This window comes from Paraburkholderia sp. EG286A (assembly GCF_040965375.1).
In the GTDB taxonomy this organism is placed as follows: domain Bacteria; phylum Pseudomonadota; class Gammaproteobacteria; order Burkholderiales; family Burkholderiaceae; genus Paraburkholderia.
The window spans coordinates 37481-61182 of the sequence record NZ_JBFRCB010000016.1; the positions used below are offsets into that span (position 1 = coordinate 37481).

General features: G+C 60.6%; 15 protein-coding genes and 5 pseudogenes. 13 read left to right on the forward strand and 7 right to left on the reverse strand.

Features of this window, described 5'->3' with window-relative positions; all coding sequences use genetic code 11:
* Positions 1-78 precede the first annotated feature (78 nt).
* From AB4Y35_RS40115 to AB4Y35_RS40125, 3 genes and pseudogenes are all read right to left on the reverse strand, one after another.
* Positions 79-896 (reverse strand): IS5 family transposase gene (locus AB4Y35_RS40115; protein ID WP_368692776.1). Its coding sequence is split into 2 segments (ribosomal slippage): positions 79-548 and positions 548-896, totalling 819 coding nucleotides; the frame shifts between segments, so codons are not numbered across the junction.
* An 88-nt stretch (positions 897-984) separates the two neighbouring features.
* Positions 985-1419 (reverse strand): annotated as a pseudogene (tnpA, locus tag AB4Y35_RS40120) (IS200/IS605 family transposase).
* Positions 1420-1510: 91 nt separating this feature from the next.
* Positions 1511-1873 (reverse strand): glycerophosphodiester phosphodiesterase family protein, encoded by a 363-nt coding sequence (locus AB4Y35_RS40125; protein WP_368697214.1) that lies wholly within the window; start codon positions 1871-1873, stop codon positions 1511-1513.
* A gap of 871 nt (positions 1874-2744) precedes the next feature.
* On the opposite strand from AB4Y35_RS40125, the pseudogene AB4Y35_RS40130 reads away from it, so the two are divergent.
* From AB4Y35_RS40130 to AB4Y35_RS40185, 12 genes and pseudogenes are all read left to right on the forward strand, one after another.
* Positions 2745-2810 (forward strand): annotated as a pseudogene (locus tag AB4Y35_RS40130) (hypothetical protein); the annotation flags it as partial.
* 44 nt (positions 2811-2854) lie between these two features.
* Positions 2855-3448 carry an IS5 family transposase gene (locus AB4Y35_RS40135; protein WP_368697218.1) on the forward strand — a complete coding sequence of 198 codons (594 nt, stop codon included), beginning with the start codon at positions 2855-2857 and terminating at the stop codon, positions 3446-3448.
* A 287-nt stretch (positions 3449-3735) separates the two neighbouring features.
* Positions 3736-4170: a hypothetical protein gene (locus tag AB4Y35_RS40140; protein ID WP_368692191.1), complete on the forward strand. Its 435-nt coding sequence runs from the start codon at positions 3736-3738 to the stop codon at positions 4168-4170.
* Between the two features lie 242 nt (positions 4171-4412).
* Positions 4413-5105: an IS5 family transposase gene (locus AB4Y35_RS40145; protein WP_368692190.1), complete on the forward strand. Its 693-nt coding sequence runs from the start codon at positions 4413-4415 to the stop codon at positions 5103-5105.
* A 162-nt stretch (positions 5106-5267) separates the two neighbouring features.
* Positions 5268-5519: a type II toxin-antitoxin system Phd/YefM family antitoxin gene (locus AB4Y35_RS40150; RefSeq protein ID WP_368692189.1), complete on the forward strand. Its 252-nt coding sequence runs from the start codon at positions 5268-5270 to the stop codon at positions 5517-5519.
* Positions 5516-5905, forward strand: coding sequence for a type II toxin-antitoxin system VapC family toxin (locus tag AB4Y35_RS40155; RefSeq protein WP_368692188.1), 390 nt, complete (start codon positions 5516-5518; stop codon positions 5903-5905). Before AB4Y35_RS40150 ends, AB4Y35_RS40155 begins: the two co-directional genes overlap by 4 nt.
* A 298-nt stretch (positions 5906-6203) precedes the next feature.
* Positions 6204-6575, forward strand: a pseudogene (locus AB4Y35_RS40160) (DUF2837 family protein); the annotation flags it as partial.
* A 1480-nt stretch (positions 6576-8055) separates the two neighbouring features.
* On the forward strand, positions 8056-9693 hold the full coding sequence (locus tag AB4Y35_RS40165; protein WP_368692187.1) for a response regulator: 1638 nt from the start codon (positions 8056-8058) through the stop codon (positions 9691-9693).
* Complete coding sequence (locus tag AB4Y35_RS40170) at positions 9690-10322, forward strand: response regulator (RefSeq protein ID WP_368692186.1); 633 nt, start codon at positions 9690-9692, stop codon at positions 10320-10322. The genes AB4Y35_RS40165 and AB4Y35_RS40170 overlap by 4 nt, the downstream gene beginning before the upstream one ends.
* 935 nt (positions 10323-11257) lie before the next feature.
* Positions 11258-12054, forward strand: a pseudogene (locus AB4Y35_RS40175) (IS110 family transposase); the annotation flags it as partial.
* Between the two features lie 132 nt (positions 12055-12186).
* Positions 12187-13317: an IS110 family transposase gene (locus tag AB4Y35_RS40180; protein WP_368692185.1), complete on the forward strand. Its 1131-nt coding sequence runs from the start codon at positions 12187-12189 to the stop codon at positions 13315-13317.
* A gap of 294 nt (positions 13318-13611) precedes the next feature.
* Positions 13612-13845: pseudogene (locus tag AB4Y35_RS40185) on the forward strand (IS110 family transposase); the annotation flags it as partial.
* A gap of 496 nt (positions 13846-14341) precedes the next feature.
* Here AB4Y35_RS40185 and AB4Y35_RS40190 read toward each other — a convergent pair.
* Positions 14342-14785, reverse strand: a complete 444-nt coding sequence (locus AB4Y35_RS40190) for a hypothetical protein (RefSeq protein WP_368692202.1) — start codon at positions 14783-14785, stop codon at positions 14342-14344.
* A 399-nt stretch (positions 14786-15184) separates the two neighbouring features.
* Between AB4Y35_RS40190 and AB4Y35_RS40195 the strand changes: the two genes are divergently transcribed.
* Positions 15185-16912, forward strand: coding sequence for a methyl-accepting chemotaxis protein (locus tag AB4Y35_RS40195; RefSeq protein ID WP_368692184.1), 1728 nt, complete (start codon positions 15185-15187; stop codon positions 16910-16912).
* A gap of 67 nt (positions 16913-16979) precedes the next feature.
* Here the strand turns inward: AB4Y35_RS40195 and AB4Y35_RS40200 are convergent, their stop codons facing one another.
* The 3 genes from AB4Y35_RS40200 to AB4Y35_RS40210 all read right to left on the reverse strand — a co-directional run bounded on the left by AB4Y35_RS40200 (position 16980) and on the right by AB4Y35_RS40210 (position 23668).
* On the reverse strand, positions 16980-22424 hold the full coding sequence (locus AB4Y35_RS40200; RefSeq protein ID WP_368692183.1) for an AAA family ATPase: 5445 nt from the start codon (positions 22422-22424) through the stop codon (positions 16980-16982).
* A 482-nt stretch (positions 22425-22906) separates the two neighbouring features.
* Entirely contained in the window at positions 22907-23146 is a 240-nt protein-coding gene (locus tag AB4Y35_RS40205) for a tyrosine-type recombinase/integrase (protein WP_368692182.1), read from the reverse strand.
* A gap of 36 nt (positions 23147-23182) precedes the next feature.
* Positions 23183-23668, reverse strand: a complete 486-nt coding sequence (locus tag AB4Y35_RS40210; protein ID WP_368692181.1) for a hypothetical protein — start codon at positions 23666-23668, stop codon at positions 23183-23185.
* Between the last annotated feature and the right edge of the window lie 34 nt (positions 23669-23702).

Consider the following 23702-nt stretch of genomic DNA (forward strand, 5'->3'; position numbering starts at 1 on the left):
AGCCGGTGGCTTGAAATTGTGAGCGCCTCAAAGGCGCCCATAAAACCGTGAGCCTCCGGTGGCGGCTTAGAGACGGTTTCATAAAGACTGTTGAGCTCGCTGAAGGGTGTTCCAGCAGATCAGGCAACAGCCGAGTTTGAGAAACGCTTCGTGAATGTCGGCGCGACGTTCGAAGCGAATACGTAGACGGCGGAAATTGTGCAACCAGGCATGTGTACGTTCGACGACCCAACGGATCTTTCCAAGGCCACTGCCGTGGGGGTGGCCGCGTCGCGCGATGCTGGTGGGAATACTGCGCTCGTGAAGAATGCGTCGGTATTTGTCGTGGTCGTAACCCCGGTCAGCGTAGACGCGGCCGGGACGGCTCAAAGGCCGCCCACGCACGCCGCCAATCGGTACGATGGCCTCAATCAGCGGAACAAGTTGGGTGACGTCGTTACGATTGGCGCCAGTCAGGATTGCCGCGATTGGTGTTCCGTGGGCGTCGGTGGCGAGGTGGTGCTTGGATCCTGGTCGCGCTCGATCAGTGGGATTCGGGCCAGTTTTTCGCCCGCCCCAACTGCGCGAATCGACGATGAGTCGACGACCACGCGTGAGAAATCGATCTTGTCGACCGCCCTCAATTTCGCCAGGAGCACTAGGTGCAATCGATCCCATACACCGGCTTGCTGCCAATCGCGTAGCCTGCGCCAACAACTGACGCCCGAGCCGCACCCCATCTCCGCTGGCAAATCTCGCCAGCGGATACCGGTCTTCAGCACGAACAAGATGCCGGTCAGCGCAGCCCGATCCGGTACCGGTTTGCGGCCCGGATGCTTGAAGCGCCGTGGCTTCGCTGGTGGTAGCAGTGGCTCGATCAGTGCCCACAGTTCGTTGTCGATGATTGGTTTGCCCATCTCCTCGATCCTGTTGATACGACGTTCGAGGTTAACAGGTTGCGTTACGGGTTAACAGCCCTTATGAACTCTTTTTTGAAACCGTCTCTTACTCCATGTCCAGCTTCATCTGGTCGTACCGCTCATCTTCCTCCTCCTGATTGCGGATGTACGCTCGTACCATGTGCTCGTCCAACCCCACCGTGGAAACGAAGTAGCCTCGGGCCCAAAAGTGCTCGCCGGTAAAATTGCGTTGTCGGCCGCCGTACTTCCGGGCTATCTGAATTGCGCTCTTGCCCTTGATGTACCCGACCACGTTCGATACCGCATATTTCGACGGAATGCTCAGGCACATGTGAACGTGATCCTCCATCAGGTGTCCCTCGACGATTTTCGACTCCTTTTAGGATGCTAGTTCATGAAATATCTGTCCCAGCTGCCGACGCAACGCCCCGAAAATCCGTTTCTTGCGCCGCTTCGGAATGAACACTACGTGATACTTGCAGTCCCATCTCGTGTGGCTCAGGCTCTGATACTCTTTCATCGTGAACCTCCTTCTCTTGGCGGAGATAGGAAATTCACGCCGACCGTCGTAAAGGTCAAACCTTGGTGAGTCCACCGGCAGAGCCGGTGGCTTACCTCACTGAGTTATAGACGTCGGTCGTACGCCCCAAGTTGAAATCGTGCATGAGGACCGGTATGCCTTCGCTCGTTAGCTTCACGTCGAACTCCACGGCGTCAGTGCATGCATCATCTGCTGCCTGCAGGGACGCGAGCGAATTCTCAGGCGTGCGCGGGTTCGGCGCCTCCTTGCCCCAGAGTCCGCGATGCGCGAGCACTGTGACGGTAGGCTCCGGTATTGGATTAAACAAGCTGGCCATCCTTTCCTCAACTGGCGGACAGGCTGCCGACGGTTGAGGCGTAAGCATGACCGCGGTCAGAACGACAAAGCTCGAGAACCGTGTTCGAAGATGTGGCAACACGAGTACCAGGTACATAGACAACACTCCGATTAGGTATTGAAATGGGGCATCGACGCGACGCGTGTTTTGATGAAGATCGATTAGTCTTACTCGAGTTTAGACATTCAGCACCCCGATGAAGGGCCCTGACAAATGATTCGCAATTCGGAAAAACTTGACATAGAAGGGCAATCGTGAGTCCGCCGCGCTGCTTGCGCGAGGTTTTAGCGCAAGCAGCGCGGCGGCCAATGGGAATCGTTTTCGGTTCTCTTGCGATTGCCCATGTCCTTGTCGGAACGCACTGAGTTTCTGAGTTTTACCTGAGTGAATGGATCAACGTTCTGCTTACCGCCGGGCCGCTTCGCTCGCAAGCCAGTTTCCTCGAGTTGCTGAGCGGGTGCATGGTTTCGCCCGAAGGATGGGTGAGCCGCGCGATCTCGGCCATTGGGTGTACGCGCCACTGGACGGCGCATTTCAGGTTGTGTCGCGTTAAGGACGATGCGACGATCAGGCGCCTAAGGTGAAGAGGATTGCTTACATCACGAGAGAATAGAATTCTTCCTGACCCACCGTGCTCCTTTCGTGGGGTGACGTTCAACGCGAAAGCGAGGCAGACTTTCGCGCGGCCCACGCCCGGAACGAAGGGATGACATAAGTCAAACGATAATTTTTCGGCCGTTTTAAGATTCTTAGAGACCATTTCAAAAAGACCCCAAGGGGGCTGTTAACCTTTTCGGCAAGCTGTTAACCTTGGTCGTCTGAACAACTGGAACCAAGGGGATGGGCGCACCGATCATTGATGACGAACTGTGGGCATTGATCGAACCTTTGCTACCGCCGCCGAAGCCGCGTCGCAAGAACCCCGGGGCGGCTTCCGATTTCAGACCGGGCTGCGCTGAACGGCATCCTGTTCGTATTCAAGACCGGAATACGCTGGTGCGACCTTTCAACCAAGCTGGGATTCGGATCGGGGCCGACCTGCTGGAGGCGTTTGCGCGACTGGCAAAAGGCCGGCGTGTGGAGCGCGTTGCACGAGTTGCTGCTCGCCAAGTTACGCGAGGCCGGCGAACTCGATTTCTCACGGGCAGCGGTCGATTCATCCTCGGTGCGAGCCGTTGGGGCGGGCGAAAAACTGGCCCGAACCCCACCGATCGCTCGCGACCAGGTTCGAAGCATCACATCCTCGTCGACGCCAACGGCGTGCCCATCAGTGCAATCCTGACTGGCGCGAATCGTAACGACGTTACCCAGTTGCTGCCGCTCATTGACGCGATCCCGCCCATTCGCGGCGTACGCGGCCGACCGCTTCGCAAGCCCAAGGTCATCTACGCAGATCGCGGCTACGACTCCGAGCCGCATCGTGAGCGGCTTCGTGCGCGCGGTATCGAACCGGTGATCGCCAGGCGCCGTACGGAACACGGTAGCGGACTCGGCAAATTCCGCTGGGTGGTCGAGCGGACTCACGCATGGCTGCACAATTTTCGTCGTCTTCGCATTCGCTTTGAGCGTCGAGCCGACATTCACGAGGCATTCCTTAAACTTGGTTGCTCGCTCGTCTGCTGGAACATCTTCAGACGTGCCGAGCAGTCTTTTGGAAACGGTCTCTTATAGAAAATCTGTCGACTTCTAGCGTACCACCTCCATAAAGGCCTTCGCGGACGGGTTTCCCGCACACCCGTCCGTTACGGGGTACCATCAAACCCATCACATGAGCGACGAAGTTCATTTTTCCTTCCTCAGGAGGAGGCGCGCAAACGTTCGCGTCCCAGAGGCAGACTTTTGCCGCAGACCCGTGCCACCGCCCAAGCCTGGACTAGAGCTATTCCCCGGATTTCGCACTCGCTCGCCGAAGCTTGAGCAGTCTCCAGACGTGGGCCACCGATAGACAGGAGATCGACATGTACCCACTGACGTGGCTTTGGTGTCCCCAATACAACTATCCTTTAAGCGGTGCGGTAGATCAAACCATGAAATTACTAGGTGCCGGCAACCCGCAAACTGAAATAGCCATTACCCAGAAGTTTTCATACGGTCGTCAGCTCGCGCGGATTCTTGCAGTTCTGGAACCAATGGCTAGGGACTTTTACTCCCACAATCCAGATCTCAAACAGGAGCCGTTGCGTGACTTCGATCAGATGCTGAGCGATATCAAGGAGCTCCGATCTACAAGTTCGGCGGGAAGACCGGAAAGGCTTTGCACCGCATCGGACATTGCTGACGTGATGAAGCGGTGGCGGGATGATTCGAAGCACTACGCATACAGAGCTAAACTCGAGGAAGTTCGCACAAGTATCGAGCAACTGATAGACGAAGATGACCGCAAGAAGACGTAGGTGATTTCAACCACACTATCCAGTAGAAAGTGGATTGCATTTCTGCTAGCGTGTTAGGAACTACGGGCCAGACTTGGTATCCTGGCGGGATGACAAAACGCAGACCCTACCCAACGGATGTATCGGATGAAGAGTGGTATTTCGCTGCTCCGTATCTGAGCTTGATGAGCCAGGACGCAGCGCCGCTACGAATTGCGCGACATGGTTAACGCGCTGCGCTGGATCGTTCGCGCTGGCGCACCGTGGCGTTTGTTGCCAATGACTTTCCACCGTGGGAGTTGGTCTATCAGCAGACACAACGCTGGATTCAGGCAGGCTGTTTCGAGGCCATGGTGAGCGACCTGCGTTCGATTATCCGGGTTGCGCAGGAGGAGCGTCGCGGTCAGCCCAGCGCCGTCATTCTCGATGGCCGTACGCTGCAGTCGACGTGCGAAAGTGGTCCACGCGCGGGCTATGACGGGTACAAGCGCAAAAAAGGCAGCAAGGTGCATATGGCCGTGGACACGCTGGGTCAACTGCTCGCGGTGCACGTGACGCCGGCCAACGAACAGGAGCGCGCGCAGGTCGGGGAACTGGCGCGTCAGGTTCAGCAGGCCACGGGCCACACAATCAAAGTGGCGTTCGCCGATCAGGGCTATACCGGAAAGGAGCCCGCGCAGGCGGCACTCGATGAAGGCATTGAGCTTCAGGTAATCAAGCTGTCGGAGGCAAAAAAGGGGTTCGTGTTGCTGCCACGCAGCTGGGTGGTCGAGCGCAGCTTCGGCTGGCTCAACCGTTTCCGCCGACTGGCAAGAAACTACGAGCGCCTGCCTGAAACTGCGTATTCCGCGCAAATCGAGCAGCCGTTCCACGGCAAGGCGAGCGGGCATTCCACGCGAAGTCGAGCAGCGATTCCACTGCAAAGCGAGCGCTGCGGACGCGGCGACGCGGGGTGAGCTCTTCTACTCGTCCTCGCCGTCGGTGGTCAAACCATTTCGGCGCTTGCGCATCGACTCGCCCGAGAGCGTCAAGCGATAGGCATCCAAATTCCGTAGATCTGGCGGTCTCGGCATAGTCGGAGTAAACTAAGTCCATTGAACTAAGTTCATAGGATGATCATGCATATCTACAACATCCACGACGCCAAGACGAATCTGTCGCGGCTGATCGAAGAGATTGTCAACGGTGGGGAGCCCTTCGTGATTGCGAAAGCCGGCAAGCCACTGGTCAAAGTCGTCCGCCTTGAGGCGGAGACCGCCAAGCCCGTACAGCGCATCGGCTTCATGAAGGGCCTGATCAAGGTTCCCGATGACTTCGACACGATGGGTGGCGAAGCCGTGGCGGATCTGTTCGAAGGAAAAGGCGAATGAAGCTCTTACTCGACACGCATTTGCTGATCTGGGTTGCGGCGGACCATCCGTCGCTGCCCGACGAAGCACGCGCGGTCATCGAAGACGAAGACAACACGCTGTACTTCAGTGTGGCCAGCATGTGGGAGATTGTCATCAAGAGCGGCCTTGGCCGCGACGACTTTCAGGTCGACGCACGCGTGCTTCGCCGCAACCTTCTTGATGCCGGCTATGAGGAACTCTCTATCGAATCGCAGCACGCATTCGAGGTGTCCACGCTCTCTGCGCTGCATCGTGACCCGTTTGACCGACTGCTCATCGGCCAGGCGATCGCCGAAGGTATCGTCCTTCTGACCCATGACGAGCAGATCAGACGGTACGACTTCGCTCCAGTTCGCTACGTCTAGCTCGCTCGCAGCCATGCCCCGGGCGCGGTCGGAAACGCTCAGCTATGCACGCGTCACTTCCGCCTGTTGATCCTTCTATGGCGTGGTTCCTTGTCGTAATACTGAAACGGATCCGAGCTGTCGTAGCTGTCGCCCCGTGTGTGGGGCACCGCCGCGGACACCGCGCCGGCAGCCGAGCGCTGAACTTCTCTTCGTTTTGAGATGCGAAGGCTTGCTGTCCCAGTCGACGTCCTCAGGTTTGGCCCGCAGCTGGATCACTCAACGACAACCGTAACTCGCCGATTCTCCCGCATGCGTTTCGTTCCAGCGCTACTTCAGTCGCGCTGTCGATCACTTCCAGGCTAATCGTTTGTTGCCGCACCTTTTGCTTCACGTCTTCAGCCGTGGCGGCATCAACTATATGCGGGACGGCACGCAAGTTCCGTCGCGCCAGAACATATCTCAGCTAGCGAGCGGTGCCGGTGTCTCCTAGACGGTAATCGCTCTCAACGTCTTCGCGATGGCCATCTGGACTGTCAGTGTTTTCGCGTCCCTCTACGCCGGATATCTGAAGCCAGATTTGCAGGTGACGTGCGCGAATCTTTCTTCGGTCATTAATGGCTTTGCAACTGTGGTGTTAGCCGTCATCATCGACCCGCAGGTTTCTGTCATGACGGATGACGTGATCGAAAGCCAAACGGGGTAGCGGCAAGGTAAGCACTTATGCGCTGCAGCTCGTAAGTGCTTACCTTGTTTGCCCCCTTGCTGGCAGGGACTGGTCGCGCATCTGCGAGATTCCGTTTCCGCTCCAGCATCTCCTGTTTGCAGTGTACTGGTGGACGGTCGGTCTCGTGACGCCCAACCTCGCTGCCGGTTTCGCGATATTGGTCGTGAGCGTTCAGGTTATCGTCGAAATGAAGCGCATTCGATTGGCGAAAGCGCCCCGGACGTCATCGGCAACCAAGTAGCCGACCCGACTGTCGTCGAGCGGGGCGGGCGAAATCTGCCCAGTTCAAAAGTCATGTACAGGCGGCTAACAGTCGACGTATTCTGCCCACGGAGGTCCCGGATCGCTGGCGGGAAAAAAGGGTTTCTCCGGGCGGACATCCCGGGGGCGTGTCGCCGGAAGCGCTCATCGTGAGCGACATGCCCTTGCGGTAACGGGCGGGACTTGCTCCACAAGAGCAAGGAGTGGGAGACGTCGCCGACCTGTCGACAGCGCACTTGCGCTGCCCGTCCTTGCAGTCGAACCCTGACGCGACGATGAGACGGGAAAGGCCGGAGCCTCAAGCCTTTGGCGGCCGCGCATCCGATTCGCTACCCCCATTTCAATGCTTTCGAAGGACGGTGCGCGACAGGTGCCGTCGATTTTGGTGCCCTTACTCAACTCCAGACCGGGCACATGATTGAGCGAATTCGGGACGCCGCGCGACAGGATGATAAGGATTCCCTGACGTAAAAATCAGGATTTTCCGTTCATGTTTGCCGCCGAAGATGACTGCAGGGTAGCGACGGCTGATTCATCATGGGAAAGTCAGTGATCAGAGCTCAAGCGGCCGCAAGCGATGAATTGCAGATCGCTTGACAAGGGACGCGCTAGGGAATTGAACATCGTCTGCCAGGGACTTGTCGATGCACTGGCGTGAATCGCGCGGGGTTGCAGCCGGGCTGGCCGACGCGCTGCGGGAAAAAGCACACGGGGCGATCTTGCCGCCCGCGGCAGACGACGATAGCGTTGCGCTGCTTGTATGCGAACGCATTTGACTCCCAAACTTTGTCGACGCCTGGCGCACTCGTTCACAGCTTCAATGAACTGGTCGACCGGGCGGCAATGCCAGCGAGGACGTTCGCTTGGCAGCTTGCCAGAATTGCAGGTCGCGCGCGGGTCGGGGATGAACGCAGGCAGCGTCTAATGATGCCGCTTTGCGCGCGACGGCCAGATACTGCGCCGGTTCTGTGCGCAAGAGGGATCAACGGTTGATTGGTTGGACGGGCTGCAAAATGCCTGTGCGTTCGGCAAGAGTGCAAAACAAGAAATCCTGAACGGGAGCACTCATGGACATGCTGACTTCCAGCAGGGTTGGGGCATGGCGCAGATCACGCTTTTGCGCGCGTGATGGTGTCGTCGTCGGGGTGCGCGCAGTTCCCCACGCAACGGGGGGCACGTTCCCATGAGCGACTACCCAGGCGAGGTAATTGGGCCAGACGCTCCCCGCACGGTCCTGGTTGCCGATAGCGCGCCCTCCGATACCAGCGGGTTCGCGGACCATCTTGCAAAGGAGGGGTTCCGCCTGCTGGCTGCACACGACAACCTTGAGGTGCTGGCAGCCGCGCGTAGCTCGCAGCCCGACCTGATCCTGCTCGATCTGGACGTGCCTGGCCTTGACGGCCTCGCAACCTGCCGCCGCCTGAAGCGGGACGAACGCACGCGCAATATACCCGTGATCGTCATGACCCTGGCGCGCAACGGACACGAACTCGCGGAGTGCATCAGCGCGGGTGCGGCCGACTACGTGCCGAAGCCGCTGCGCATCGACGAGTTGATGGTCCGGGTATGGACGCACATCGAGTTGCACCTGACTCGCCAGCGGTGCTTGTTGCAGCAGCATCAGTTGGTCGACGACGCCCGGAGGCAACGTCTTGTGCAGGCCGGGCACTCGCGCGTACAGGCGGAACTCGAGCAGCGCGTCGCGCGGGGTGCTGACGAACTGGCCCGTGTGCAATCGGAGCTTGCAGCGCAGATCGATGCGCGGTGCGAGAGCGATGCGCGCCTGCAGGCCAGCGAAGCGCAGTTTCGCGTGAGCGTCGAATCTGGCCCTGTCCCGATGTGCATTACCTCGATGCCCGACGGCTATCTGCTCTATGCTAACGCCCGACTGCGCGAGTTGCTCCATCTCGACGAGGCGTGCGGTACCATCAACCTGGCTGATTGCTATGTGGACCCGGCGGCGCGCGAACGACTGGTTCGCTGTCTCGCTTCTGAAGGCGGCTTCCGCGATGCCGAGGTCAGGATGCGTCGCGCGGACGGGACGCAGTTTTGGGCGATGGCGAGCGCATGCGTGGCGATCCATGAAGGGAGGTCAGCCATCTATGTTGGCCTGCACGACATTTCCGGACGCAAACGTACCGAGGAGGATCTTCTGCGCTCGCGCGACCAACAACGTGAGCTGTCGGCGTACCTCGATGGCGTGCGCGAAGATGAGCGAAAACGAAGCGCGCTCGAGATTCAGGAGGATCTGGGTCAGTTGCTGACCGCGCTGAAAATGGACATGTCGTTGCTGAGGATGCGGCTCACGGACGATCCCGAGGCGATCGGGCGGGCAGATGACATGCGCGAGCTTGTCGAGGGCACGATCTGGATGGTCCGCAACGTTGCAAGCCAGCTGCGACCCGCCGCGCTGGACTTCGGTCTGGTGTCGGCCCTCGAGTGGCTTTTAGCCCGGTTGCGCCAGCACGACGCGATCCAGCACGGACTGCACATCGAAGGAGGCGAGCCGGTATTGTCGGACATGCAGGTGACGGTATTGTTCAGGATCGTGGAAGCTGCGCTGACGAACGTTGCGCGCCACGCCGCAGCGCGCCGCGTCGACGTCACGCTCGTGACGGGCAACGGCGTGCTCGACCTGGGAATTCGCGACGACGGTTGCGGGTTCGATCTGGCGGCAGCATATTCACACCGCGCGTATGGTCTGCTAGGCATGGCGGAGCGCGCGCGATCGATCGGCGGGACCCTGGAAATTGACAGCGATCGAGGCAAGGGTACTACAGTGACGATACATGTTCCGTATGAGGGTGGTTCGAGTTTATGATCAGGATACTTATCGCCGATGACCATGCCATCGTGCGCGGCGGACTCAGGCAGATTCTCGCGACGACGGCCGACATCGTCGTGACGGCAGAGGCCGGGCAGGGCCCGGAGGTCATCGAAAAGCTGAGAACCAGCGAAATCGATCTGCTACTGCTGGACTTGAACATGCCGGGCCTCAGCGGCATCGATCTCATACGCCGCGTGCGCTCGGACCGGCCTGCGCTACCTGTGCTCGTGCTCAGCATCCACAACGAGGCGCAAGTCGCGTCGCGGGCGCTGCGTGCTGGCGCCACGGGCTATGTCACCAAGGACAGCGATCCCGAAGTGCTGCTCGCGGCGATCCGCAAGCTCGCTGACGGCGGGCGCTTTATTGACCCGAAGCTCGTCGACGCCATGGTGTTTGAAAAGCACACGGGCGATGTGCCGCCGCACGAGATTCTCTCGAATCGTGAATTCCAGGTGCTGCAGATGCTCGCGTCTGGCAAGAGCATCAACGACATCGCCGGGACGTGCGCCCTCAGCGCCAAAACGATCAGCACCCACAAAATGCGGCTGATGCAGAAGCTCGGGCTTTCCAATAATGCCGAGGTAATCCGCTACGCGATCCGCCAGGGCCTGATTACCGGGTGAGACGCGCAGCTCACCGGCTCTTCGCGACATGAAGAAAATCCTGACATGGCAACCAGCGATCCCTTAGGGAAGTATCGGCCAGTCCCGATTGAGGCGACTGCGAGAGCCGCCTACGATGGGTTCAACAGGTGGTGGGAGCGCGGCGATGGCGCAAGAGCAGTCGTTACGGATGGCAGTCGGCAAGTGGCTTGGCGCGGGGCAAAAACAGTCCGTTCGGGTACTGGCGGTGCGTCGCTCCCGGTCGGGCCGGATCTTCAGCGTGTGTGTCGAGGCGCCGGGTGAACGGTCCTTGCACGCTGTTTTTCTTCCATCATGCGGGGCACGGTTGGCATGTTTTCCCCCGGACCGCGTGCGCCCCATGATGGGCGTCGAACGGCAGGCCGCATGAATGTGTAGCTTGAGATACGGGACGAGGGACGGAAGGCTTGCGCATGAACGCGTTCGTCACTGACGATGTACCGTCGCAAGCGGTGGTGGAACTGCGCGCGTGGACGAACTGGTGACACAAGCATGCCGTCGCGATGAGCCTCATATACGGTCCCCTTCTTCTTGACCCATCAAAGGCCGAACGTCTTAATGATTCGCCGATGGATTGACGACCGACGGTCGGCTCACTGGTTTTTCTGGCACGACCTGCTATTGCCAGTGTGGTCCGTTGGCACGCAAGCGCAGAGGAAGTTGACGATGCATGGAAGCCCAGATACGTTTCATGTCGTTAAACGACGCGTTCGGGCTGCGTGTGACAATCATTGGCCTTCGGAGCCATGTGGCTCGTGAGGACTGCCATTCAATCTCTCATGTTTTGGCACCTTCCCCGGGTGTCCAGAACCTTCGAACCGTCTCACTTTGAGGCGGTAATGAGATGGTCACCCCCACCCTACACGCGGGTTACGCTGTAGGGTGTTTTCTTTTCTGGAGAGGCCATCATGTAGGATGTGACGCTGGTTGGAATCGATCTGGGCAAGCACTCCTTTCACCTTCACGGCCAAAACCGGCACGGCCAGGCCGTGTTTCGCAAGAAGGTGGGGCGCAAGCAGCTGATTGAGTTTTTCGCCGCGTTTCACGCCTGCACGGTGGTCATGGAGGCGTGCGCTGGCGCCCATCACCTGGCCCGCAAGCTAGCGGGCTTCGGGCATCAGGTCAAACTGATCTCGCCGCAGTTCGTGCGGCCGTTCGTCAAGGGTAACAAGAATGACTTCGTGGACGCCGAAGCGATCTGCGAGGCCGCGTCGCGCCCGGCCATGCGGTTCGTTACTCCGAAGACTGAATCGCAGCAAATGCTCTCGGCACTTCACCGGGTGCGCGATTCGTTGATTCGTGACCGCACGAAGGCCGTTAACCAAATCCACGGCTTTCTACTTGAGTTCGGCATCAGCCTGCCGGTCGGGCAATCCGTCATCAAGCGACTGCCGGCCGTGCTGGCCGAGCATACGCTGCCGCCGCGCCTGATCGAGATCCTCGAGCGCCTGCATGCGCACTTGCGCACTTCAAGTACCTCAGTGAGGAGATCGCCGAGATCGACAAGGAGATGGCGCGCCAGCTCGCCGACGACGATCTCGGCCAGCGCTTGCTGACGATCCCCGGCGTGGGTCCGATCACGGCGAGCGCGCTCTCCGCCGAAATGGGGGACGGCAAGCAATACGGCTGCAGCCGCGACTTTGCCGCGTCGATCGGACTGGTGCCGCGCCAATACAGCACGGGCGGCAGGGCGAACCTGCTGGGCATCAGCAAGTCAGTATGACTCCCCGTGAGGCGGGGGCTAGCCGCCGTGCGGATGTAAGCGCGGGTTAGCATTGCTGCCAGAGCCGCATTGAGTGGGGCCGGAACCGCCGCTCAACGGTCTGTTTCCTGCACGGAGGCTAGCATGCAAGACGATAGCACGTTGTATGTAGGGCTCGACGTTCATAAGGATTCGATCATGGTTGCCTATGCGGTCGGTATGAGCGACGTGGAGCTGCTCGGCAAGATCGGCACGACACAGATCGAAGTTGATCGCTTATGCAAACGACTGCAGTCCAAAGCGACGCGCATCCGCATCGTCTACGAAGCAGGTCCATGCGGCTATGGTCTTTACCGGCAACTGATGCAGAAGGGCTTCGACTGTATGGTATGCGCACCGTCGCTCATCCCGCGCAAGCCCGGCGAGCGCGTCAAGACCGACCGGCGCGACGCCATCAAGCTGGTGCGCTCGCTGCGAGCCGGCGATCTGTCCGCGGTGCATGTGCCAACGGTGGAAGACGAAGCGTTTCGCGATCTGGCCCGTGCCTGGTCATCGGCGAGAGAAGATCTTAAACAGGCGCGATGCCGGCTGAAATCGTTCCTGCTCCAGCATGGTATGAATTACATTGGACGTGCGGACTGGGGGCCGACACACCGACGCTGGTTGAGCACATTCACGTTCGACAGCGGCTGGCAACAACTGGCGTTCAATGAACACCGCCGCACGATCGAGGATCGCCTCGCGCAATGCGAACGACTGGAAACCGCATTGCGTGAAGCGGTTGCAGACTGGCGTTTCTATCCTGCCGTGCTCGCCCTGCAGGCGATGCGGGGAATCAACTTCACGTCGGCTGTGGGCCTCGTGTCTGAACTGGGCGATCTGTCGCGCTTCGAGCACCCGCGCCAGTTGATGGCGTGGCTAGGTGTGACGCCGTCAGAACATTCGTCAGGAGGCAGACGGCGACAGGGCAGCATCACAAAGACCGGAAACAGTTACGCGAGAAAGCTGCTGGTCGAATCCGCGTGGAGCTACCGACATCCGGCACGCGTGAGCATCGATATCCAGCGCCGTCATGAAGGCATTTCAAAGGCGATCATCGATCGCGCCTGGGACGCCCAACTACGGCTTTGCCGGCGATACCGGAAGCTGGTGGCCAAAGGAAAGATTGCCCACGTTGCCATCGTCGCAGTCGCCCGCGAACTGGCCGCTTTTATCCGGGACATTGGCCGACTAGGAATGGCCATGGCAAGCCCGCAGTGCGGTCATCCAATCTGACTTCTGCGAAGAATGGAACTTATGTAACGATATGAGAGTTTCCTGAGGGCGGCGCAGCCCGGTATTCGAGCAACCCGCGTCCTCTTTTAGCAACGACATCAGGTCGGCTTGCGAAGCAAGTCAGCGGCAGGCTCATGAGACGGACCACTGTAATGCGGTACCCAGCCCGCGAATATCAGCCTGATCCACCGTCGAGAGTTACTGCTACGCCGCCCTCAGGGAATTCCGAAGGTACCGGGAACGATAGTTAATGCGAAGTTCAAAACCAATCCCGATTGACACCGGGAGTCATATCAGAGGGGTGACAAGAACATCCGGCGCCTGTTGGTGCAGTGCGCCCGCGTCTACATGCAGCAGCTCCATCGGCAGAGTGGCCGACTCGCCGAGTGGGTGCGCGCCATGCTCACGCGCCGACACTCGAACGTCGTGGCCTGCGCGCTGGCGAACAAGCTGGCGCGCACCGCCTGGGCACTGGCGACTCGCCACGGCACGTTCGATGCGCGACCGGGCCTCAACGCGCCGGCCTGAGCGCCCGATCCCCAACCACGCTTTACCGCAGTCCCCCACCTGGTTTTGCGACCGCTGAACTTTGATGACGTGAACGGCACACCGGCCTGACGGACAACCTGTTAAAAAAATCGGCTCTCGAAGCCGCGGCGGTTTTAAGGACCATCAGGCGCGACTCTCATCGTGGCGCGGGGAGTGATCCCCACAACGACGCCGGATAGATTTAGGCAAGCCAACCACAACGTCAACGATCAAGGTTGCAAAAACGGGGTGACCATAGATTCTTTTTTTATGGGTGAGCACCGGCACCTATGCTGATCTGGGGCCGATGCTACGCCCCTTCGCCCGAAGCAACGATTCGTGGCTGATTGCCTGTTCCTTCCCTGCATCGTTGCCCGGACTTCTCAAACGGGTTTCAAGGACGCTTGCGCTGCATGAACAGGGAACCTGCGAGTCCCGTAAACGTATCCGGCACGCGTATAGCGTGCCGGATACTGCGATTCACAAGCCAGCGCCGTCAGTCATCGTGACGGTGATGGCGGTGCTTGCGGGGATGATGATAGTCGCGACCATAGGCGTCGTTGTTATTGTACGAGCTGCGCTGCAGGTTTCCGCCCAGCGCTGCGCCTGCGCCGCCGCCGACTGCGGCACCGAGAACGCCGCCGGTGCGGCCACCCATTGCGTTGCCCGCCGCCGTTCCGGCGCCACCGCCCAACGCACCGCCAATGATTGCGCCGGTGCGCTCCTGACGGTTCGCGGTCACAGCGCCACCTGCGCCACCACCGAGTGCACCTCCGATCACCGAGCCGGTCTGGCCTCCGACGGCACCGCCAACCGCCGCGCCAGCCGCACCGCCGAGCGCGCCGCCAAGTGCATTGTTCAAATCGTTAGCCGCCGCCGGCAGCGCGATCGCGCTGGCCAGCGCCGCGATAACGATCGTAGGGGCAATCTTCATATACATACCCGTATTGTTCCTTGTTCTCAGACAGTTTCGGTGGTCTCGCTCTGGTTTTAACAGGCTATACAGGCCTGGGTTCGCCGTGGTTTCTTCAGCGAGCTTGCGGCGAAGCATAGCACCGGCCTCCGATCGTTACCCGGTATTCTCGTAACAGAGTGTTTGCAATGTGACGGGACTGACTCGCCGGGAAGAGAGGTCGAATATGCGATGACCGGCACATCTTCGCATGACGCTACGCCGGCAAGCGAAATTTCCCTACCTTAGATTCAGGAAAGTCTGACGGGTGGTGCCGATTCAGATCTCGTGGGGAGATACCGTAAACATGATGGTATTCGTCGGCCACGAAGACAGCGATACTGGACTCCGGTGAGCGCTGGCCACGCGAACCATCAGGTAGACAGCATGAACAGCCTCACACAAAGCATCAAACTAAAGATCGTACTTGCATTCAGCGTATGTGTGGCGCTCATCGCCGCAAATGGCCTCTTTGGGCAGTTCGGGCTTTCGAGGCTGAATTCGAACGTCAACGATTCCTACGAGGGGAACCTGCTGCCGGTACTTGATCTCGGCGACATGCGAGCTGCACTGCTGGAAATGCGCCTACAGGTTCGCCGCGCGCAGTCCCTTCACGACGCGGCCCAGACGAAAGCCAGCATCGACAGGATTCACGCGGCTCAAGACCACCTCACCAAAAGCTGGAGCGACTACTACCCTGGTCGCGTTTCCAGTGACAAGGAGCGCGAAATCGCTGACACCATCAAGAATTTGTTGCCGAAGTTCGAGACAGGTGTAGACGTCGAGGTAACGGCGCTGGAAGCGGGCAACTATGACGCCGTCTCGATGCTCGTTGATCAGTATAGCGAAGTGGCCAATGCGACCAGCAAGGCGCTCGACGACGACGTGGCCGAAAATCGGCGCCAGGCAAAGGAGTCTGTCGACGACAGTGAAGCCACCTTCGGCACGATTCGCTGGGTCTCGGTTGCGCTCATTGGCCTGGGTCTCGTCGGTGCCATGGGCGCCATGCTCTATCTGTCGCGTGCAATTACGAAGCCGCTTGGCGAAGCGGTGGGCATCGCAAACCAGATCGCCGCCGGGCAGCTGGAAAACCGGATTACGGCGCGCACGCGCGACGAATTCGGCCAACTGCTCGAAGCGCTGAACAAGATGGACCTGCAGTTGAGCCATACCGTGCGGGGCATCAAGTCGAGCGCTGAGTCGGTTACCGTGGCGGCCCGGGAAATCGCAGCCGGCAACACGGACCTGTCGGCCCGCACCGAAGAGCAGGCAGCGTCGCTCGAAGAAACCGCATCGAGCATGACCGAGTTGACCGAAACCGTTAAGCAGAACGCCGACAACGCCCGCCAGGCCAACACGCTGGCGACCCGGGCCACCGATATGGCCGATTCGGGCAACGAGGCCGTGCAAGGCATGGTCGGCACGATCGAGAGGATCAGCGGCAGCTCGACGAAGATTTCGGAGATCACCGGCGTGATCGAGGGCATCGCGTTCCAGACCAACATCCTCGCGCTCAATGCCGCAGTGGAGGCAGCGCGGGCCGGTGAGCAGGGTCGGGGCTTCGCGGTGGTCGCCAGTGAAGTGCGCAGCTTGGCACAGCGTTCCGCGGCGGCAGCAAAGGAGATCAAGGAGCTGATCGGTTCGTCGGTGGAGATGATCAGGCATGGTGCGCAGCAGGCGGGTGACGTGGGAGCGACGATGGGCGAGGTCAAGCAGGCGATCAAGCAGGTGTCCGACGTCGTGGGCGAAATTGCGGCGGCGTCCGGCGAGCAGAGCCGCGGCATCGAGCAGGTCAATCAGGCCGTCATGCAGATGGATGACGTGACCCAGCAAAACGCCGCGCTCGTCGAGGAGGCTGCGGCGGCCGCCCATTCGCTCGAAGAGCAGGCAATGAATCTGACCGCCGCGGTTGCGGTGTTCAGGCTTGCCGACGCAGGCCCTTCAATTTCGCGCGTGCTTGCGCCGCAGAGCAAGCTGCGCCCGCCCGCTGCCAGTCCAGCGGTTCGGGCGACAACCCGGGTGCCAAAGCCAGTCGCGAAGCCGGGCATTCGGGCTGCCGCGCCCGTCCCGGCAACTGTGGCAAGCTCGTCTGGCGAAGGCTGGGAGACATTCTGATCCCTGATGCGCTGCTGCGCTCGCGAAGCGGTGTTCGTTGAGAACCATCTGGCACAGGCCAGGCCGGCTATGGCGATGGAGCCGGCTGGTCAGGAAGTCTCACCTTAATTGTGGTACCGGCTCCCGGCGAACTGATAACGTCGATGCGACCGCCCAGCATCAGAACGCGTTCTTCCATACCTGCGAGTCCGAATGATCGTTTTCTCGCCGCCTGAACATCGAACCCTCGACCATCGTCGCGCACTTCCAGGAGACAGCAGTCGGACGCACGTTCGAGCATGATGACCACATGGTGGGCGGCCGCGTGACGAGCTACATTGGTCAGCGCTTCCTGGACGAGGCGAAACAGCACGACAGCGCAGTCCTCGCTCACGACGATATTCTCGTCCTGCAAGTGGAGGCGACATACGGTGCGGCCATTGCGGTTGAACCCGGCTGCAAGCCACTCAAGCCCAGCCGCAATGCCGGTGTCCAGCGCTGCCGGGCGCAGCGCCGCGATGACGCCCCTTACGACCTGCATGGTTTTGTCCACCAGCGCAATCAGCGCCTGGGTCTGCCCGACCAGTTCCGGGCGATCGTTGCCCAGCTGCATCCGTAAGGCCGACGCCTGCAGGCGAAGCGCGGTGAGGTGCTGTCCAAGTTCGTCGTGCATTTCACGCGCGATGTGCTTGCGCTCTTCCTCACGAGCCATTTCGCGATGTGACGTGAGCTCGCGCAGCATCTCGTAGGACTCGCGCAACCGGCGCTCCGCCTCCTTGAGTGCGCTCAGATCGATCACGAAGGCGACGCCTTCCTTCCCGCTGGCGTCCAACGCAGCCCGGCCGACCATGACGGGCACACGACTGCCGTCCTTCCGGACGTACTCTTTCTCCGCGGGTGGAATGCGTCCGTCCTGCCCGATCTGTACCAGGGCCTGTTCGGCGCTTTCTCGCCATTCCACCGGCGTCAGATCTTGCCATCGTAGACAGGCCGCGGCGAGATCCTGGCGCTCATATCCCACCATGCACAAAAACGCGTCATTGGCTTCGAGGATGTCACCCTCGTTGTTCCACACGATAATACCGATGATATTGGCGTCGACGAGTCGCCGGATCCTGGCCTCCCGTTCCTTCAGGTCACGGTACAGGCGGGTATTCTCGATCGAGGTCGCCGCCTGCGACGCGAGCAGCCGCAGCACGGCAATCCGGGCGGGCGAGAACGCGCGGGTGAGCAGATTGTTTTCGAGGTACAGGGCGCCGATGAGCTTGGCCTGATTCGTTAGGGGCAGACAGAGAATTGAGCGGGTCCGGTGCTGCCTGATGTAGGCATCCGCGGCGAAGGTGGGCGAGCCTGCGGCATCGTCCAGAATGACGCTCTGCCCCGTTCGCAGCACATGATAGAGGACCGACTCGGGCATCGCGGTGACGCTCACAGGTCTATCGCGCAGCCGCACGCAAAGCGTGTCACCCTCCGTCCTTGCTTCCGCGGCTATCCGTTGTCCTCTCGCGTCCGGAAGAACCAGCAAGCCTCGCTCGGCGCCCGCCTGTTCGATTGCGGTCCGCATGACGATATCGATCAGCTTGTCCAGGTCGATCTCTCCGGAGACCGCCTGCGACACCTTGATGACGGTGGCAAGATCGAGGTGTTCGACAGGTGCCCCGATCGTGCTGCCTGGCCCGTGCGTTCGTTCTTCGTCCCTGATGTGCGGGTACAGTTCCTCGAGTTGGCGCACCTTGCCTTCGGCGCCCCAACGCCGATAGCCCCGGCGGGCGTCCCGCAGATAGGCACGGGCGATCCTGTCGAAACCGCGCGCCGCGTAGAAGCCTGACGCGAGTTCATTGGCAAGCGCTTCGTTGTGTGCGAAGCCGTTTGCGCGCGCCGAGCGGATGGCCTCATCATAGAGACGCATCGCGTCGACATCGCGGCCATTCAGGCGAGCCATCTCGGCGCTCACCAGTGCCACACGGTCTGCGAAATTCTCCGGACAGTTCTTCGCCCAGATCTCCAGTTGCCGCTGGTGTGCAGCGATGGCGTCGTGATGCTGCTGTCGCTCCCCGGCCGGTGCGCGGTCGCAGTGTGCGGACCGTGCCAGTGCACCGTAGAAGTGGTATTCGCTTTCCTCCAGGTGCGATGAGGAACTCCACAGTAGCTGCTGCGCCATCGATGCCGCGTGAATGGCGGCCACGTGGTCGCCTGAAAGGAATCGTCCCTGCAGTTTCCGGATCCAGTACCAGCACGCGGCCGTCGCGAGCGCGGGGTTGCTGGACAAATGCCGCTCCGTACGTAGTTCGTCGAACTCATCGTAATCGAAGCGACCGAATTTCAGCGTCGAGCCGCGGAGCATCCGGATCAACGCGAGTTGCGTAGTGATGTTATCGACTACAAGGCCAAAACGCGCCTTGCTGGAAAACGCGAGGCCCTGTTCGGCTTCGCGCTCGAGTTCGATCAACGGTTCACCGGCGAAAAGCAGGTCCGACACGATATGGCAGCGTGTATAGGCGCCGGACGGCACGTCCCCGATCCGGTTCGCTGTTTCGAACGCGTGTCGCAGCACCTTGCTGCTCTCGCGCACGTGTTTCGTCCAGCGCACGACGTACAGCGCAAAGCAGAGATGCGTCACAGCCTCGAAGCGTTTGAGTCCGCGGCGCTCGACCAGATCAATGCCAAGCCGGCCGAACTGGATTCCGGCGTGGTAATCGCCAAAGCGTGGTCCTGCAATCCGGGGGAACATGGCATACGCAAAACACGCCGCGTCGCAGTTGCCATGCTCCAGGCTAAGGCTGATCACTTTGCATATGGCCAGGGATGCCAGATTCGCATCAAAAAACCAGGCCGGCCTCAGGAGCTTGCTCAGCACATCGGCGACTGCAAGGGACTCGCGGTCCGTCATCAATGGCACATCGATGAGTGCTTCAATACTCCTGCCCGCGAGCAGTGACCGGATGTTTTGGTACTCCCGATGTACGTCGTCTTCGTGCGGGTGGGCTACCCAGTCGATACCGACTTGCCGGAGGTGGCCGAGACAGGCCTCGACTGCGCGATCACTCCGATCGAGCGTCAGGTAGACATCCATTCGCAGACACGTGACCTGCGCCTGTTCGAAGGTGGTCTTCGCGTGGCTTGACAGCATGGCCAGCCGCTCTTGCGCGTCCGACAAGCGCCCGGTGAGAAACTCGCATTCGGACCGGTTCAACTCCAGCGCGAAAATCAGCTCATGCCTTTGCGCCCAGCGATCGCCCGTGAGGAGTTCCGAGCCGGCAGTGAGGTAGGTGAGCGCCGACGCATAAGCTGTCGACGCCTTGGCTCGCTGGCCGGCGCTCAGGTTGAACCAGGCCAGTTGCTCGCGTTCCTGCCGGGAGGTCACCAGTGCGGCGCCACGATTGAGCTGCGTGACGATCTCGAAGACAGCTTCTTCACGTTTGCCAGCGGGCGTCTGCCCCGCGAGCAGCCGTCCGATACGCAGGTGGGCGCGGGCACGCGAGTGTTCCGGAATCAGTGAATAGGCCGCTTCCTGTATCCGGTCGTGTGCGAACCGGTAGGTGCCTTCCAGTCGCTCGACCAGCTCCTGATCGACTGCCGGCTGTAGTAGCGCCTGGACCGCGTGCGTCGAGACCCCCAAAACCTTCGGCAACATCGCGACCGGCGCAGTGTTGCCAAGGCAGGCGAGCTGTTCCAGCGCGCGCTGCGCTTCGTTGGGCAAACGCGCCAGCTTCGCGACCATCAGGTCTACCACGTTGTCGGTGTATCCCTTGCCGTGAATGCGGGGCAAATCCCAGCACCAGCAGGTCGCGTCGTGATCGAAGGCGAGCAGACCGGCATCGGCAAGCGTGTGCATGAACTGGATCACGAAGAACGGATTGCCGTGCGTCTTCTCATGGACCAGCGTCGCGAGTGGTGCGGCGCGTTCGCTTGCGCAGCGAAGTGCGTCGGAAATCAGCTGCACCACGTGCTCGCGGGCGAGAGGCGCGAGAGCAATTTCGTCGAGCCTCGCGCCCGTGGCCCTGACGCTCTGGAGCTTGCGCATCAGCGGATGGCCGGCGTCGACTTCATTGTCGCGATAGGCGCCGATCAGCAACAGGTATTGCCGATCCGCGCGGGTGAGGAGATCCTCCAGCAGGTCGAGCGTCGCGGCGTCGAGCCATTGAAGGTCGTCGAGAAACAGTGTCAGCGGATGTTCACGTTGGGCAAAGACCCCGATGAAGCGCCGGAAAACGAGCTGGAAACGCAGTCGCGCCTGATGCGGTTCGAGCTCCTGGACGGGCGGCGGATCACCGATGATGAGCCTCAGTTCCGGGATCAGATCGGTCATGAGGCGCGCATTCGGCCCGAGTGTCCCGATCAACGCGTCGCGCCAGATCGCCAGTTCCCTGTCGCGCTTGCCAAGGAGCGGTCGCACGAGGCCCTGAAAGGCCTGTACCAGTGTCGAATAGGGTATGTCGCGTTTGTACTGGTCAAACTTGCCCGATGCGAAAAGTCCACGCGGTGGTACCAGCGCCTTGTGCAGTTCACTGACAACCGCGGACTTGCCGATGCCCGAATAACCGGACACCAGCACGAGTTCAGGTGTGCCGGTCTCGACCACTCGATCGAACGCAGCGACCAGGGCTTCGACCTCGCTGTGCCTCCCGTAGAGCTTCTCGGGGATCCGGAGCCGGTCGGGCATGTCGTATTCGCCCGGCAGGAAGGCGTCGACGTGGCGGTGACGCTGCCATTGGGTCAGACAACGCCGCAGGTCCCGCTCGACGCCTGCCGCAGTCTGATACCGCTCCTCGGGTGTCTTGGCGAGCAGTTTCATGACAAGTTCCGAGACGGCAGCCGGAACCGTGTCTACCCGCATGCTGGGCGGGACCGGCTTGCGTGCAATATGGCAATGCACCCATTCCATCGGGTCGGCGGCCGTGAATGGCAGGACCCCTGTGAACATCTGATAGAGCGTGACCCCGAATGCGTAGAGGTCGCTGCGCGAATCAATCGAGCGATTCATCCGCCCGGTCTGCTCGGGCGCCATGTATGCGAGGGAGCCGACGATCGTTTCCGGCGGCTCGGGCAATTGTCGTTCGCGTGCCACTCGCGAGGCGATGCCAAAGCCAGTGAGCCGCACGTGGTCGTCGGCGCAGTTCACCAGAATATGCGCGGGTTTGATGTCCTTATGCACGAGGCCGCGCTGATGGAGCTTACCCAGCGCTGCGGCGATGTCCACGGCGAGGCACAAGACGTGTCCCACCTCGAGAGGTCCGCCGACCTGCCGCTCGAGCAGTTCGCCAAGTGGATCCTCGAGCTCCAGCGCCATCCGTCCGTCTTCGCGCACCAGCTTCACAGGGTGCACTGCCCACTCATCGTTGAGCAGGTCCTTCAGCGCGAACTCGTGAGCGAGACGCTCGAGGACGGCCGCAGAGGGATGTTCGTCGGCGGTACGCACAATCAGCACACTGTCGGCGCCACCCGGGGGCCGGACCCGGTAGAGGATGAGCTCGCCATCTTCTCGCAGGATACTGGCGCTGCCGTCTGCGTCGGAAGCGTGTAGAGCGTTCATCTGCCGTAGTTTACCGTTACGCTCGTCTACGTCAATTTTTTCAGGAGAGGCGATTCCATTTGTCTGCTCTTACTGCGGCGCGCCCGCAATGCGCATTGCACGGCAGCTGTAGGGAAATCCTTAACGAAAGTACAGCCCATCCGTACGGCGATTTCCGGCTATGCCGAGCAAGACGCCACTTCATTTCACGTAAGCTGGCAGTCACGATCGGTAGGGCGCAACGGGCTGCGTAACCACGACGCCCGGACACCGGTCGCATGTCTGGTGCCCAATTTCCCGAGCCTCGCGACAACGCATGGCTACAGACGCAACTCCGTTAATCGACAGGCGATGGGCAGGTCCTCCCTTCTGCCGTCAGTGCCAGCGAAAATCGCTCAGCCACGTTTCCGCGCGTCATTGGTCCACCATGGCAGCTTGGCAACAGCGGCTGATCCGGTTGCAAACCCTGCTCACGTATCCAGTGGCGTATCGCCGCAGCAGTTTCACGCCACAGGGGTACGGCACGCTGCTTTCGACCCATGCAGGCGTACCCACGGCGTTACAGCAAGCGTTACATCGGCCACCCGCATCCCGCTCAGCTCAGATACTCTGGCGCCGGTGTTGTAGAGCAGCGCGAGCAATAGACGATCGCGCTGTCCGAACCACGTATCTGCATCGGGTGCGTCCAACAAGTTCTTAATTCGTTCAGCCCGACACCTTAACCGATTCGCGCTCCGCGCCATTTGCACCAGAGCCGACGGCTGGCGTGCCGGTAGGGCTCATCGGCGCCCGGACCGCGCGAGAAGGGCTTCCACCACGGTAAAGCCGACGCAGTCGGCCGGGTCCAGCCGGCGCAGCTTGGCAAGGAGCTTCAGGGCAACCGCGCGTTCGCAGCGGCGAACGCTGATAAAGGCCAGCGCCTTCAGCGTGAAGAGCCAAAAGCGTGCCGGGCCAGGAATCGTGAAATCTGTGTCGCCTGGCTGTACGGCACACCAGTCAATGTCAATTGACGCTTCCCGGGCTGCAGCTGTCAAAGCCTTGGTTGCAACTTCCTTCGCTTCGCCAAGCTCGCCCCGGTTCGCGTAAAACTTGTATAGCAGATAGTAGGGTGGCAGGCAGCGCGGGTGAGAAAGAACGGCGGTCCACAATGCAGCGGTCACATCGTCACAGCGGCCGCCACGTGCGTCCTCGATTAAGCGCAATACGGCAGGAGGCACGGCGCCGCCAAACAGATCTGCCGACTCAATGCCAGTAAGGATATTCATTGACTTGCTCCAAAACGATAAGGCCCTTCCTGTG